14 protein-coding genes and 2 pseudogenes are annotated in these 13649 nt (G+C 37.6%); 5 read left to right on the top strand and 11 right to left on the bottom strand.

Features of this window, described 5'->3' with window-relative positions; genetic code table 11:
• Positions 1-13: 13 nt before the first annotated feature.
• From menB to JMM81_RS10185, 9 genes are all read right to left on the bottom strand, one after another.
• Positions 14-814: a 1,4-dihydroxy-2-naphthoyl-CoA synthase gene (menB, locus tag JMM81_RS10225; protein ID WP_256241478.1), complete on the bottom strand. Its 801-nt coding sequence runs from the start codon at positions 812-814 to the stop codon at positions 14-16.
• 87 nt (positions 815-901) lie between these two features.
• A complete protein-coding gene (locus tag JMM81_RS10220; RefSeq protein ID WP_256241477.1) occupies positions 902-2080 on the bottom strand; it encodes an acyl-CoA dehydrogenase family protein in 1179 nt (392 codons plus the stop codon).
• A 513-nt stretch (positions 2081-2593) separates the two neighbouring features.
• Positions 2594-3898 (bottom strand): sigma-54 interaction domain-containing protein, encoded by a 1305-nt coding sequence (locus JMM81_RS10215; RefSeq protein ID WP_256241476.1) that lies wholly within the window; start codon positions 3896-3898, stop codon positions 2594-2596.
• 4 nt (positions 3899-3902) lie between these two features.
• On the bottom strand, positions 3903-4316 hold the full coding sequence (locus JMM81_RS10210; RefSeq protein ID WP_256241475.1) for a hotdog family protein: 414 nt from the start codon (positions 4314-4316) through the stop codon (positions 3903-3905).
• 218 nt (positions 4317-4534) lie between these two features.
• A complete protein-coding gene (locus JMM81_RS10205) occupies positions 4535-5743 on the bottom strand; it encodes an acyl-CoA dehydrogenase family protein (protein WP_256241605.1) in 1209 nt (402 codons plus the stop codon).
• A gap of 57 nt (positions 5744-5800) precedes the next feature.
• Positions 5801-6775: an electron transfer flavoprotein subunit alpha/FixB family protein gene (locus tag JMM81_RS10200; protein ID WP_256241474.1), complete on the bottom strand. Its 975-nt coding sequence runs from the start codon at positions 6773-6775 to the stop codon at positions 5801-5803.
• A gap of 13 nt (positions 6776-6788) precedes the next feature.
• Positions 6789-7559, bottom strand: coding sequence for an electron transfer flavoprotein subunit beta/FixA family protein (locus tag JMM81_RS10195; protein WP_256241473.1), 771 nt, complete (start codon positions 7557-7559; stop codon positions 6789-6791).
• A gap of 363 nt (positions 7560-7922) precedes the next feature.
• A complete protein-coding gene (locus JMM81_RS10190) occupies positions 7923-8369 on the bottom strand; it encodes a hypothetical protein (RefSeq protein WP_256241472.1) in 447 nt (148 codons plus the stop codon).
• Positions 8370-8384: 15 nt separating this feature from the next.
• Positions 8385-8516 (bottom strand): hypothetical protein, encoded by a 132-nt coding sequence (locus tag JMM81_RS10185; protein ID WP_256241471.1) that lies wholly within the window; start codon positions 8514-8516, stop codon positions 8385-8387.
• A 151-nt stretch (positions 8517-8667) separates the two neighbouring features.
• Here JMM81_RS10185 and JMM81_RS10180 point away from each other — a divergent pair, with 151 nt between their 5' ends.
• From JMM81_RS10180 to JMM81_RS10160, 5 genes are all read left to right on the top strand, one after another.
• Complete coding sequence (locus JMM81_RS10180) at positions 8668-8892, top strand: helix-turn-helix domain-containing protein (protein WP_256241604.1); 225 nt, start codon at positions 8668-8670, stop codon at positions 8890-8892.
• Positions 8893-9176: 284 nt separating this feature from the next.
• The gene (locus tag JMM81_RS10175) at positions 9177-9509 is read left to right on the top strand and encodes a hypothetical protein (RefSeq protein WP_256241470.1); all 333 of its coding nucleotides are present in this window, start codon (positions 9177-9179) and stop codon (positions 9507-9509) included.
• A gap of 48 nt (positions 9510-9557) precedes the next feature.
• Positions 9558-9902: a hypothetical protein gene (locus JMM81_RS10170; RefSeq protein WP_256241469.1), complete on the top strand. Its 345-nt coding sequence runs from the start codon at positions 9558-9560 to the stop codon at positions 9900-9902.
• Between the two features lie 1114 nt (positions 9903-11016).
• Positions 11017-11613, top strand: a complete 597-nt coding sequence (locus tag JMM81_RS10165) for a hypothetical protein (protein ID WP_256241468.1) — start codon at positions 11017-11019, stop codon at positions 11611-11613.
• Between the two features lie 116 nt (positions 11614-11729).
• Entirely contained in the window at positions 11730-12227 is a 498-nt protein-coding gene (locus tag JMM81_RS10160; RefSeq protein ID WP_256241467.1) for a hypothetical protein, read from the top strand.
• Between the two features lie 236 nt (positions 12228-12463).
• Here the strand turns inward: JMM81_RS10160 and JMM81_RS23295 are convergent.
• Positions 12464-13033: pseudogene (locus JMM81_RS23295) on the bottom strand (transposase); the annotation flags it as partial.
• Positions 13034-13234: 201 nt separating this feature from the next.
• Positions 13235-13413: pseudogene (locus JMM81_RS10145) on the bottom strand (IS6 family transposase); the annotation flags it as partial.
• Positions 13414-13649: the final 236 nt, after the last annotated feature.

Raw genomic sequence — 13649 nt, 5'->3', positions numbered from 1 at the left:
CATCATCTCCTGGTTATTTTCTAAATTTGCTAAAATCTACTGGTCTTTTTTCAAGAAAAGCATTCATCCCCTCGCCAGATTCATCCGTGTTATAAAACATGGCTAGACTGCCCATTGCGAGTTGTGAAATCCCTTGGATATGCGCACTGTCTGCATTAAATGAGTATTTAAGCATTTTGAGTGCAGTTGGACTTTTCGCTAGAATCTTAGTAGCCCACTCTTCTGCTGCCTCTTGCAGCTGGTCAGCAGGGACTATTTTATTGACAAGCCCCATTTCTTTTGCTTCTTGAGCAGTATATTGCTCACATAAGTACCAAATTTCTCTTGCTTTCTTTTCTCCAACGACCCTTGCCAAATAAGTGGATCCAAAACCAGCATCATAGCTTCCAACTTTTGGTCCGGCTTGTCCAAATTTGGCGTTTTCTGAAGCAATCGTCAAATCACAGATAACATGTAAGACATGCCCGCCTCCAATCGCATATCCATTCACTGCGGCAACAACCGGTTTTGGAATATTGCGGATGGTTTGGTGCAATGTCTCAATTTCAAGACCGATACCGCCTCCTAATCCACCGTTATAATCGTAACCTCCCTCATCACCTTTTTCTTTTTGATCACCTCCTGTACAAAATGCTTTCGGGCCAGCACCTGTTAAAATGACAACACCAATTTGGTTATCATCCCACGCATCGCGGAAAGACCAAATTAACTCTTTAATCGTACGTCCTGTAAAAGCATTGTAAGCTTGAGGACGATTAATCGTAATCTTTGCCATTCCATTCGTTTTTTCATACAAAACATCAGTTAGTTCCATTTTGCATACCTCCGGTTTCTTTGTTATATCTTCTTCAGTCTTTGTAAAAGTTGATGCTGATTCTCCACTCTTCCATATTCATCAGCTTCAGTTTTTGGCAGCCACTAAATGATTAGTAGATTTATATTCTTTTCCGATGATATCCTTCGCGATGACCATCATGTTGGCTTGTGCCGTTCCATCTCCGATTTCTAAACCAATGACATCACGTAAACGTTGTTCGTGAGGCATTTCCTTTGTATAGGCGTAGTGCCCGTTAAACAGAAGACATTCATGAATCGCTTCCTGGCCGTATTTCGGGCCTAGCCATTTCACAGAAGCGGATTCCTTGGAGTGTGGCAATCCTTGATCACGAAGCCATAGTCCTCGATAGGCCTGCCATTTCACAAACTCTAAATGAGTATAGTAAGTGACAATCGGGAAGGAAACTCCTTGATAAGTAGCAAGCGGCTTTCCAAAGGAGCTTCGTATTTTAACATGTTCAATCGTCTCGTCTAGACTTTGCGAAGCGGCCCCTACACATTGCAAGCCGATTAGCAGACGACTAAGATCAAACCCATTCATGACTTGGGAAAATCCTTTGTTTTCAAGACCAATCAAGTTCTCCTCAGCCACCTCAACATTGGATAAATAAACCGATCCGCGGCCAATCGGAATATTGCCCAAATCCTCATAGCCTTTACACTCTACTCCTGGCAGATCCGCAGGAACGATAAAGGCGCTGATTCCACGGTTCCCCAACTCTGGATCTGTTTTAGCAAATACAAGAAAGGCATCTGCCGCTGTAGCGACGCTAATACCAGACTTTTCTCCGTTCAGGACATATCCATTTGCAGTACGTACAGCAGTGGTTCGAATTCCACCAGCGTCTGTTCCGGCCGTTGGCTCGGTAATGGCAATCCCGACGATTCTATCTCCACTAGAAATTTTCGGAAGCCAGTCCTGTTTCAATTCCTCACGGGCATGTTTATTAATGATTTCACCGATTAACGCATTCAACATAACGGCATAGGTCAGATTAAAGTCTCCCCTGCCAATTTCTTCAGCGGCAATTCCAGTGGTTACACAATCGGCACCGCTTCCGCCATATTCAACTGGAATTCGAAGGCCATTAACACCTAGTTCACCAAGCTTCTTCCATAAATGTTTTGGTGTGATCCCTTCTCTGTCCCACTTTGTATAGTTTGGTAATAGCTCCTCCTTAGCAAATTCCTTTAGCATCTTTCGAAAATATTCCTGTTCTTCTGTAAATGAAAAATTCAACAATATAATTCCTCCTTTCACTTATCTATATTTGCAAGTTCCGTGCCAACAAGTATCCTTGTAAAATAAGCAATATAATTACAGAATTATCGCAAAATTGATAATCTTTTGCGCATTTGAGAATCATTTATGCAAAAAAGGATAAAATCGACATCCTTATTACCGAAACTTTCTCTTATAAAGCTACACATTCTGATACAAGAATGGGAATGTTTGATAAGTACTTAAAAATAAAGGTCTTTTTGTGGAGTTGATTAATAAAGAATAAAAAGGGGTTTAGAAATGTTGGGTAAATTAACTTTCTGTACAACTTTATATATAGGAAGTCGGGGACTATTCAAGATAATAATGCCCGTTTGATGGAAGTAGGAGTTTGAATGGGCACTATCCCTGCTTGATCATTCCCTTTTGAAGAAATCGGAACTTTGGTCGGTGCTTATGTTTGCTATTTTGAATGTAAATAGGGCAGTCCAGAAAGTCGATAATACGATTTTCTGGACTGCCCTATTTAAGGAATTATTTCAGATTGTACTTGGCGATTTTTCGATACAAGCTAGCAATATGTATTTTTAGTTTTTGGGCCGCTAGTGATCGATCGCCATTTGCTTCATGTAAAGCTCGTTGAATTGCGTTTATCTCTGCATTTCTCACTTCTTCCTCCAAACTTTGCAGAGATGTCGTTACCCTAGTTGTTCGATTGTTCACCGCCTGGCGTGAAAAATAGATATCATCCATTGAAAGAGTATCTCCATCTACAATATTCATTCCCCGCTCAATAAAGGCTCTTAATTCACGAACATTTCCTGGCCAGTCATAGTTCAAAATCCAATCTTGAAGCTTGTAATCGATATATTTTACTTCAAGATCAAACCTCTCATTAAAGTAATCGATAAAATAATGGGCTAATGGCAGAAGATCCTCTTTCCTTTCCCGAAGTGAGGGAATGGTTAAATCGAAGACATATAGACGATAGTATAAATCTTGCCTAAACCTCCCTTCCTCAACCAGTTTTCCTAAGTCACGATTCGTTGCTGTAATAATACGAATATCGATGTTTTTACTTACAGTTCCTCCGACACGTTCAACTTCTTTTTCCTGAAGGACACGGAGCAGCTTTCCTTGTGCCTCATAAGGGAGTTCTGAAATTTCATCAAGAAAAAGGGTTCCATTCATGGCTAATTCAATTTTCCCAGGCTTTCCTTCTTTTTTTGCCCCACTAAATGCTCCCGGTTCATAGCCAAAAAGTTCAGACTCAAATAATTCTCCAGGGATGGCCGCACAATTCACGGCAATAAAAGGGTTATTTTTCCTTGTGCTTATACCATGTATCGCTTGAGCGAATAGTTCCTTTCCCGTCCCACTTTCCCCAGTCAGCAGCACGGTTGAATTACTAGTCGCAATTCGAGTGGCTAATTCCTTAGCCTCCCTCACTGCCAGGCTATCCCCGATTATTTCCTCAAAGTTGTATTTGTTTTGGTACGGCTTTTTTTTGTTCATTTTCGCTATATCAATTGAGTTCATAAAGGATACCATTTCATAATGCTCGATATCGCCATCACGGACTATTACCCGATAAATCTCCTTTTGGCCCTTTTTCGTCACTCTAATGATACAATTAATCTCAGAGATCACTCCGAAGAAGACTTTTTTACGTCTTCTTCCATACATTCCGTGAATGACATCATGTATGGAAGCCCCTAAGCAATTAACCTTATTTATCGAAAAATTCCCACAAAAATCTGGGCTAGCGTCCATCAGTCTCCCGCTTTCATCAACTTCAACGTATCCCCAATCTTCTATTGAATGAATTGTCTTCTCCATATCATTAGCCTCCCGGTAAAACAAAAATGACAACTTGTCCTTTAATAACCTCGGTTCCATTTTGATTGAAGCATATAACCTTTTGCGTAACCCAGTTTCTTTCCTGATTTATATCAATAATCAACAATTCAGTGGTAATCGCATCTCCAATATGTACCGGATGATAATAGATCAGTTCTTTTTGCAGCAATACACAGGCACATCCCGGAAGTTTATCGGAAATCACTTGGGTAATTAAACCCTCTACTAACAGAGCGGGAACAATTGGCTGGGAATAACGTTTCTTCCAACCACTTCGTTGATATATTTGATTGAAATCTTTTGCTAATTCATTATATTGCTGAACATCAGCTTCGGTAAATACTCGCTGCAAACGAGCTGTTTGCCCGATAAACAGTTCCGAGTTGGTTAAACTCATCTATGCTCCCCCTAGTTAACGTAATTTTCTTAATTATTAGTATATACCTAATTATCATATAATGAAAGAAACCGCTTCCAAGTTGGTTAAGAACTACTATGTATTTCTTCTAGTATTATTAGTGATAGACTTTCATAATAGGCTAGTCTTCATAAGAGACAAAGAAAGATCATACAAGAAATGAAAGAGTATGATCCTTTTTTGTTGTCTTCTTTTCTTTATTTTTGTAGTGAAACTTGCTCAAATGGCCATGCAGGCAGCATTTGACGAAGTGGCTTATCATTACGATATCCCAGCGCATATTCACCCTGCATGACTGTATGAACCTCTCTTGTTCCCTCGTAAATCACAGGTGCTTTAGAGTTTCGAAGGAAACGTTCAACTGGATATTCATCGGAGTAACCGTACGCACCGTGGACTTGGACTGCATCATTTGCTGCCTCAAATGCTGCATTACAAGAAATCCATTTCGCTAATGACGTTTCCTTTGTGTTGCGTTCTCCTTGATTTTTCAACCAGCCAGCCTTATAAACGAGCAATTTAGAAATCTCAAGATTTGCACTCATTTTCGCTATCATTTGTTGAACAAGCTGGTGTTTCCCGATTTCTTTTCCAAATGTTTTTCTTTCATGACAATATTTCACACTTGCTTCAAGACTGGCTTCAATTAAACCAACAGCTCCTGCAGCAACGGTAAAACGTCCATTATCTAACGCAGCCATGGCAATTTTAAAGCCTTCCCCTACATCACCGAAGATATTTTCTGCAGGTACTCTTACATCTGTTAAAAAGACCTCACCCGTATTCCCTGCACGAATCCCAAGTTTCCCTTTGATTGCCTTTGTTTCCACTCCAGGAAATGTACGTTCTACGATGAAAGCAGTAATCCCTTTGTGTCCTGCATCATGATCTGTTTTCGCAAAAATCAGAAAATTATCTGCATAATCACATAAGGAAATCCATGTTTTTGAACCGTTAAGAATATATGCATCTCCGTCTCTTCGTGCTGTTGTTTTCATTGCCGCTACATCACTTCCAGCATTCGGTTCTGTCAAACCAAACGCACCAATCTTTTCCCCTTTTGCCTGAGGTATTAAGTACTTTTGTTTTTGCTCTTCATTTCCCCATTGCAATAACGTCATACTGTTTAAGCCTGTATGAACAGAAACTGCTGTTCGATATGCTGTATCACCACGTTCTAATTCAGCACAAACAATGGCAAGTGTATTATAATCCATGCCAGCTCCGCCGTACTCCTCCGGAATACAAACACCCATCAACTGTAGGTCCGCCAATTTTTTTAAAATAGCAGGTTGAAATTCCCCATTACGATCCCACTCTTGAATGTACGGGATAATTTCCTTATCGACAAACTTTCTCACCATTTTTTGTACACTTTGTTGTTCTTCAGTTAATTCAAAATTCATCATTCAAAATTCCTCCTAATTCTCATTTATATACAAGATATTGCTTTAGTACCTAATTCAGCTAACAGCTACACTTTTCATTTCTTCAATAAACAATGGAACAACTTCGAATAAATCCCCAACAATTCCATAATCTGCTACATCAAAAATAGGGGCTTCTGGATCCTTATTAATCGCCACAATGACTTTTGAATTCGACATCCCTGCTAAATGTTGAATGGCACCTGAAATCCCAACGGCAATATAGAGATCCGGAGTAACAACCTTACCCGTTTGTCCGATTTGTAAAGAATAATCGCAATAACCTGCGTCACACGCACCTCGTGAGGCACCTACTGCAGCCCCTAGATCTTGGGCAAGTTCCTCCAAAATAGTAAAGCCCTCTGCACCCTTTACACCACGTCCGCCGGAAACAATAATTTTTGCTTCTGACAAATCGATTCCGCCAGTAGACTTCCGGACAATATCTTTAATGGTGGTGCGAAGATTTTTAATATCCACACTTATTTCATTGACATCACCGGAACGTGATTCATCTTTTTCTAGTGGAGTAATGTTATTAGGGCGAATTGTAGCGAATAAGATTCCCTCATTGATTTTGACCTTTTCAAATGCTTTCCCCGAATAAATAGGGGTCGTGAAAATGACATTTCCACCATCATTTTCAATATTGACCACATCAGAAACAAGCCCGGCATTTATTTTAGTCGCAATTCTTGGGGACAAATCCTTTCCTTGGGCTGTATGTCCCATCACAAGACCATCTGGTTTTTCTGCATCTAGAACTTGGAGTAAAGCTTGCTGGTAGGCATCGGTCGTATATTTTTTGAAATCCGGATGTTCGCCTTTCACTACGCGGTCTGCTCCATAATGAAGCATGGTTACGATTTCATCACCAATTGTTTCTCCAAATAATGCGGCAACCACCTCTCCAGCGTCTGCAATACGTTTGGCTGCTGCAATGGCTTCAAAGGAAACGTTTCTTACTACACCGTCACGAATTTCGCCTAACACTAATACTTTTCTTCCCATAACAACCCTCCTATTAAATGACTTTTGCTTCCATTTTTAATAATGAAACAAGCTGTTGGACCTGATTATTTAATTCGCCCGCTAACACTTTTCCTTGTTGTTTCTTTGGCGACAGGAAGATATCAATCTTTTCCGTTTTAGCTTCTACATCATCTTCTTCTAAATCTAAATCACCTAACTCGAGTGTCTCTAATGGTTTCTTCTTGGCTTTCATAATCCCAGGCAGGGAAGGATAGCGTGGTTCATTCAAACCTTGTTGAGTGGTCACAAGAACAGGGAGTGATACTTCAAGTGTTTCTTCATCCCCTTCCACATCATGAATGAGGATGGCTTTCCCATCTTCAATCGTAAGATTTGTAATGGCTGTGACCTGAGGGATCCCCAGCATCTCGGCTACACGCGGACCTACTTGACCCGAACCACCATCAACGGCTACATTTCCTGCCAGGACGATATCTGCCTCTTTATCTTTCAAGTAGGTTGCTAGGATAGTAGCGGTAGAAAATTGATCGATTTCTTCCAAGTCATCGCTATCAATCAATACAGCTTTGTCAGCTCCCATGGCAAGCGCTGTACGAAGCTCCTTTTCCGCTTCCTCTTCTCCTAAGGTTAGGACCGTCACTTCACCGCCGTGTTTCTCCTTTAAAGCAATCGCTTCCTCGATGGCGTATTCGTCATAAGGATTAATGATATACTCAACACCATCGCTCCTAATAGTACCGTTTTCAACTTGAATCCTTTCTTCTGTATCAAAGGTACGCTTCATCATCACGTAGATGTTCATTTGTGTCTCTCCTTTTTCGTTTCATATGTGTATCCAATACTTGAATACTATCTAAAGTAAAAAATCTAGTTATTCTGTAATTGAAATAGTGAATGAATCCTTCCCCCTCTCGCTTAATCATGTTGCAAGTATCATGCCAACAGTTGTCCTTTATAAATAAAGACCGAGGAACATGCAATCTCGCAAAAGCGATAATTTTTCGCAAAGTTGCGAATCATTTTTGCAAATTTATTCAAATAAATGCGTTTTAATTAAAAGATCATAGCTAAAATTGCAAGAATACCTATTACACTAATTGCCCCTATTGCTCTCCAAGTTGATTCCCAATCTTTTACTAAGTATGTTCCATAACTTCCTTTTACTTTAACGAGTCTTATTGATCGTAATTTTAATTCCTCTTTTTCCTTTGGAAACGATTCGTTGGGAAGGAATCTCCCCTGATCGTCTCGTTTCCGATTGCTCACATCTATATTGCTCGTTCTCTGCTGATCTTCGTCCTGGTTCATAATCTCCAATAACATTTTCAGTTTTCTTTGTTCCTCCATGCTTAACATTGACGTCCTTCCTCCTCTCTTTTATTCCAGGGCTTTGCTCCATCCAATAACGGCGTTGATCTATATCCCATAAAGGTGGAGGGAAGGAGACGTCTATCTTTTTATATTCGTTCATAAGATTTTGAAATTCTTTTGAATGAGCTGATGCAAAAAGAGCAGCTCTTATAATTTGATTTCGATCCAAATGAGTAGCATGAAAAAGACTATCTACATATTCTCGAAAAATATCATCATAGCGAACTGTAGGTCTATACATCTGACGTCCCTCCCTCTATCTCGTGAAAAATCCCATAACTAAGAAAATAACTAGGGGAATAATTACAAAACTCATATCAAACTCACCGTCATTATCATTCTCAAACTCTTCTAAATCCTCTTTTTGACGTCTTTTGTTCTTTGCCATAGGTAAAACATCTCCTTTAAACTTTGACGCCCTGTGACGCCTTTGTTAAAGGTTATTAGTTACCGCTTGTCCACTATTCCGCATTTTTCAGGATAAAAAGGTTTATTTTTTAGGATTATTGGACATGAATGGTTCTAAGGAGAGTGAGAACATGTTCGGAATTGGAAAAACACGTACAAAGTTAGGTAAGTGGTTGGATAAACGAGGGATTTCCCAGTCATGGCTTAGAGAGAAAACAGGATTAAATAAAAATACAATTGGGGACTTAACCAGTGACAAAGATCGTTCACCTAATCAGCGCACAATGAAAAAAATATTAAAAGCATTGAGAGAAATTGATCCGAATATTAAAAGCGATGACTTTTGGGACATGTAATATAAAACAAGACCTCTCAGAATCAATTCTGAGAGGTCTTGTTTTATATATTAGACTATTTATATCGAAATTTATTAAAATACAATACAAATCATTTTAAAGACTTTTAATTATGTTGTAAAAAAAGATCCCTCCACATGGAAGAAATCTAAAACTTATTTAAGGAGTTGTAATAGGGGCATGCGTCTGGACCCCAAAAGGGCAAATACACTCGGTGTAATATCCAATCCTTTAGTATGAGAACTGAATATATTATTATCAAAGCAAGCAAAGGAGTGGAAAAGATGAGTAGAAGAAAACGTGACCGTCACGGAAATCAAGATTTTTTTAGTGGGTCAGCCAAAAGGAGAAGAAATGACAGCAATACAGATGTAAATATTGATGTTGATAACGATTTCGAAACTGATATTCAAAATAGAACAGATGTAGATTCTGATGCTGATGCGGAGGTGCGGAATACTGATAAAAACATAAACGTAGCCCGTGCTAGACTCGTTAAGTCTGGTAACTCTTGTGTGGATATAAGTTTAAACAGCAGAAGCAACGCACGTGTGAGATCCGACCAAGATCAGGACAATGAACAAGATCAAGATACTGATGTTGAAGTAGACTTTTAAGGGGTGTGGGGTATTATTATCTCACCTATTTAAAAATAAGGTGATAATATGGCAAGAAGAAAAAGAATATTTATGAATGAAGAATCAGAATTAAAAACAAATGTAAGTTCCAATGAAAAAAGTATCATTGACAATGATAACGAAAGTATCAATTCAATTGGCCATAGTGGAAACTCCGATGTTGATTTAAAGGTTGATGTAAATGTTGACACAACAGCCATTGGATTCGCCATTTTATGTTCCCTCTTTGCCACGGGACAAATGGATAATGAGGAATTCCAAATAGCCGTTCAAAAATTAGAAGGTCTAACAAATAAAAAGATGAGTACCTTTACGGGACGAGATGTAAACAGTCTTAATAATATACGACTTTTTAATCCTAAAAAACAGTAGAGTAGAAATTGCAAGCATAGCTGCTCTACTTTACATATTGGGCCCTTATGTACACCACCCCTATCAAAAGAGGTTCTAATGAGTCTCTTTGGTGTTATATTTAAGATAAATCAATAATATAAAAAGAAGTTTTTTATATAACTCCAATGAGGTGAAGCACTAAATTAAAATGCACTTTTTTTTGTCAAAACAGCAACCTACTTCAATAAATGGGCTAGCCAGTAGTTAACTACTGGCTAGCCCATTTGATCCCAAATCCTATTTAAATTTAATGGTCCGTATACTTCATTTCCTTGGATTTACTTATGAATGATTGGGTTCAGAAAATACTGATCTATTTTTTTCAAATTTGTTTTGTTTTTTCCCCTTACGTCCACTCCTAATGCACTTTCCGCTGAGTATCTAGGAATGTTCATTTAATTGCGCCTCTTTCCTTTTTTATTGTTTTTATTATGTTCTAAATCACTCATTTTATGTGGCGAAAGCTATCTAATGTCGAGTCAGTTCTTCAGACCAAGTGATGTATGGTAAAAGCTAAACTGCTTCAATCCTAGACGAATGAGCGATTGGTGCACAGTTGTCTACGAGGGGTAAGGAAACGATTCGAGGAATGAAGCGCCACATCTAAAACATTAACTATAGACGGGGTTTTGCTTAATATTTATTGTTTCTTTAGAGTTATTAAATGAGTGTACTCTATTGATAGTAATTGAAAAAGCATTTGGACCGTTCTAAAATCTAGTTTGTAAAATCATGTGCAAATTATCTTGTCAAAAACATGCAAAATAAAATGTAAAGTGACACTAAACTGGTAATTAGCCCTTGGATTGTTGTAACAAAAATGGTTATTTTTGTTACGGTGATTCCATAAAAAATTCTACTTTATAAAAAATGGAGTAAAGTTAAAAGCTCTAGTCACTCTATTCCGCAATCGGGCCAAATTCTTTAGTAATGCTAATGGATATTGTGAAGAAGTATACTTAAACTAAAGGGTTAGTGAAATAAGATTGGGAAAGAAGAATGGAAAAAATTTTAGTTATATAAAGTAATAGTATTTTCTAGTTGTAATTTACTCATTTAAAAAGAAATAGATATATGATAAGGAGGAGATATTTTGAAAATAATCTTATCGTTTTTCCTATTATTTGCTTTAGGTCTTCTAATTGGACAACCTATACTTAGTAATAATCTAAATGAAACCGAAAAAGAAAAGGCTGGAGTAGTAACAAATAATAAATATGTCTTTGATAATGGTTTATCGCCTTTACCTAAAGGAATGCCAAAAATAATGCATCCTTTTCCCTTACCGAAAGGCTCGCTATCAGAACCAATGCCTAATACACCGAAGTATTATAGCGAAACAGAAAAACAAGTTAATGCACAGCTTGATTTAATAAAGCTCCCATTGAACCCCAATTTTACAGAAAATGATGTACCGAACGGTGTATATGTAAAAGGGGTTAAAATACACTCTGGCAAACAGATATTTACAATTTATTCAAAAGAAGATGTTTCAAAAAAACAAAGTATAAAAGTAAAAATTGAAGAAAGCACATTAAAAGTTTTTGTGGAAGATGAGAAAAGTAATACAGATAAAGACCAACATCTCTTATATCACGCAATAATTAAAGAGGTACCAGAGAAATATGAAGTTTTTCGCAACGGTAAAATAGAAAAAAGCAAAAAAATAATTTATGATATTAAGCAATAAAACTTATTGTACTAACAGGTGCATTACTGAAACAACGGTAATGCTTTTTCTTGTTCAAGAAACGGGTTAGTCAAAGAACATTTAGGGAACGTTACTTTTAAAAAGGAGTAACCTAAATGAAAAATCCATACTTAATTAGTTTGTATATGTTTATATTTTCGTGCAGTCTTTCCATTTTATTAGAAAATCCTGTTTATTCACAAACTACGCCTTCAGATAAAATTGAATATCTATATCCTGCAAATAAGGAAAAAGTTTTTGATGAAACTGTAGACGAATTTTACCAGGCATTAAGAGACATAAAGTATCCTGTACATCAGGACCTTTACCGAAGGAATAAGCAGAAGCAAAGACATTTGGATACTGTTCTTTTTAAAGAAATGCCTGATGCATCAGTAAATATTAGAAAAAAGTTATTGTTTAATGAGATAGAAGGATTTAATTATATAACTTGGGATGGAGATATTCTTCAAACCTACCCTGATATAGATATTAACTACATCAGGCAATTAGCCCAAATAGGCAAGTTTATTTCTTTTATTCCTTTAAAGACACAGAAAAAGAATTTAGAGGTAGATATGCAATTTATGATGTTGAAACAAAAGAAATGGTAGCAGGTGGAGGTACTTATATGCCCAAGTATCCAACTTACAAGGAATACTTAAGATAAAGAAGGATAAATTTAGAGCCAGGAAAAATAGTAAAAAAGTTTTGTTCGTCTTATTCAACTATCCTATCCTGAAAATAAAAACATGGTGGTAGGGAAATTTGGGCATACGAAACTAGACCCAGTCAAATTCTTTTTTTAAAAAAATCTGGACTCTTGATTAGTTATATTTGTTGCGTCTCATTATGCTATGGATTCAATCGTTACTTTACAACCAAGTACCTCTAGTCGTTTTATAGATTGCTTGATCACGATTTCTTTTTTCTGACGGTCAAAGTAATCTGCACCTAACTCAACATAAAGTTGCCTCTTGTTTAAAAGATGATAAACAATTGTTAAAATGGTATGTCCCACGGCTACTGCTGCACGTTTTTTGCCAACCCTTGCTGCCAAACGTTGATATTGGGAAGAAAGATAGGTGTTTTTTGTTCTTGCTGCTGAATGTGCTGCTTCAACAAGTGCTACTCGTAATTTTTTATTACCTTTTCTTGTTTTTCCGGACTTCTTTTTCCCAGCACTTTCGTTGTTACCTGGAACCATTCCAGCCTATGAACATAAATGCGGAGCTGAAGGGAATTGTTTTGAAATTTCCACGCCAATTCCTATTTCAGCCAAAAGTTGTTCCGCATGACTTCTACCTATGCCAGGAATAGAATCAAGTAATTCAATATCTTCTTCATAAGGCTGCATACGTCGCTGGACTTCTTCACTTAACAGTTCAATCTGTTGATCCATAAACTCAATGTGTGAAATTAGAGAGCAACAATTTGTGGTGTACCTGGTCGTAGTGAATCAGTCTACCACGCGGGCTTAAAAGCACCATAGTCGAACGATCTTCCTTCGCCAGCCATATTAACAGAATTGACAGAATGAATGCGAAATAGACTAGTATTAAAAACATTTTCATTCATTTGATGGTGCCGCAACGCGGCATGAGTGTCTTTCATTTAATTCTTCCGATCCATATTGATGAACCCAACGCATAATCGTTGTGTGAGCCATCGATAGGCACACTCTTCCATCATTTCCACCAAATTACGAAAGCTCAAGTTGTACCGTAGGTACCATCTTACTGTTAATAAGATAATGTCAGGCTGATAATGCTTCCATTTGAATTCTGCTGGTTTCTTCATACCGATACACATCCTTTTTATACTGATAGTATCAGTATGTCCAAGATTGAGAGATTACTTGTATGTGTTTAAAAGTTTTTGCGCCAGAACCGAAAAAACTTAGTTGAGGTTGTACAATAGGATATTTTATCCATTAGTGATATTGTACCGTTAGGGGAGGATGCAGGATTAAAGGGAATTGAATTATACATTTTCTTCTATGTGGTTGTTAACGATATGGATATGTAAGTTTCATT

The sequence above is a fragment of the Bacillus sp. V3B genome (assembly GCF_024494465.1).
Taxonomy (GTDB): Bacteria; Bacillota; Bacilli; order Bacillales; family Cytobacillaceae; genus Bacillus_BD.
The sequence above is the reverse complement of the archived record's forward strand: the minus strand, read 5'-3'. Positions and strand labels throughout refer to the sequence as shown.

Bases quoted from the DNA above. Each gene is read 5' to 3' on its own strand.
- JMM81_RS10180 (WP_256241604.1), top strand. From the start codon at position 8,668: ATGTTCGGAATTGGAAAAACACGTACAAAGTTAGGTAAGTGGTTGGAT.
- JMM81_RS10190 (WP_256241472.1), bottom strand. From the start codon at position 8,369: ATGTATAGACCTACAGTTCGCTATGATGATATTTTTCGAGAATATGTA.
- JMM81_RS10210 (WP_256241475.1), bottom strand. From the start codon at position 4,316: ATGAGTTTAACCAACTCGGAACTGTTTATCGGGCAAACAGCTCGTTTG.
- JMM81_RS10175 (WP_256241470.1), top strand. From the start codon at position 9,177: ATGAGTAGAAGAAAACGTGACCGTCACGGAAATCAAGATTTTTTTAGT.
- JMM81_RS10200 (WP_256241474.1), bottom strand. From the start codon at position 6,775: ATGGGAAGAAAAGTATTAGTGTTAGGCGAAATTCGTGACGGTGTAGTA.
- JMM81_RS10185 (WP_256241471.1), bottom strand. From the start codon at position 8,516: ATGGCAAAGAACAAAAGACGTCAAAAAGAGGATTTAGAAGAGTTTGAG.
- JMM81_RS10195 (WP_256241473.1), bottom strand. From the start codon at position 7,559: ATGAACATCTACGTGATGATGAAGCGTACCTTTGATACAGAAGAAAGG.
- menB (WP_256241478.1), bottom strand. From the start codon at position 814: ATGGAACTAACTGATGTTTTGTATGAAAAAACGAATGGAATGGCAAAG.
- JMM81_RS10215 (WP_256241476.1), bottom strand. From the start codon at position 3,898: ATGGAGAAGACAATTCATTCAATAGAAGATTGGGGATACGTTGAAGTT.
- JMM81_RS10160 (WP_256241467.1), top strand. From the start codon at position 11,730: ATGAAAAATCCATACTTAATTAGTTTGTATATGTTTATATTTTCGTGC.
- JMM81_RS10170 (WP_256241469.1), top strand. From the start codon at position 9,558: ATGGCAAGAAGAAAAAGAATATTTATGAATGAAGAATCAGAATTAAAA.
- JMM81_RS10205 (WP_256241605.1), bottom strand. From the start codon at position 5,743: ATGAATTTTGAATTAACTGAAGAACAACAAAGTGTACAAAAAATGGTG.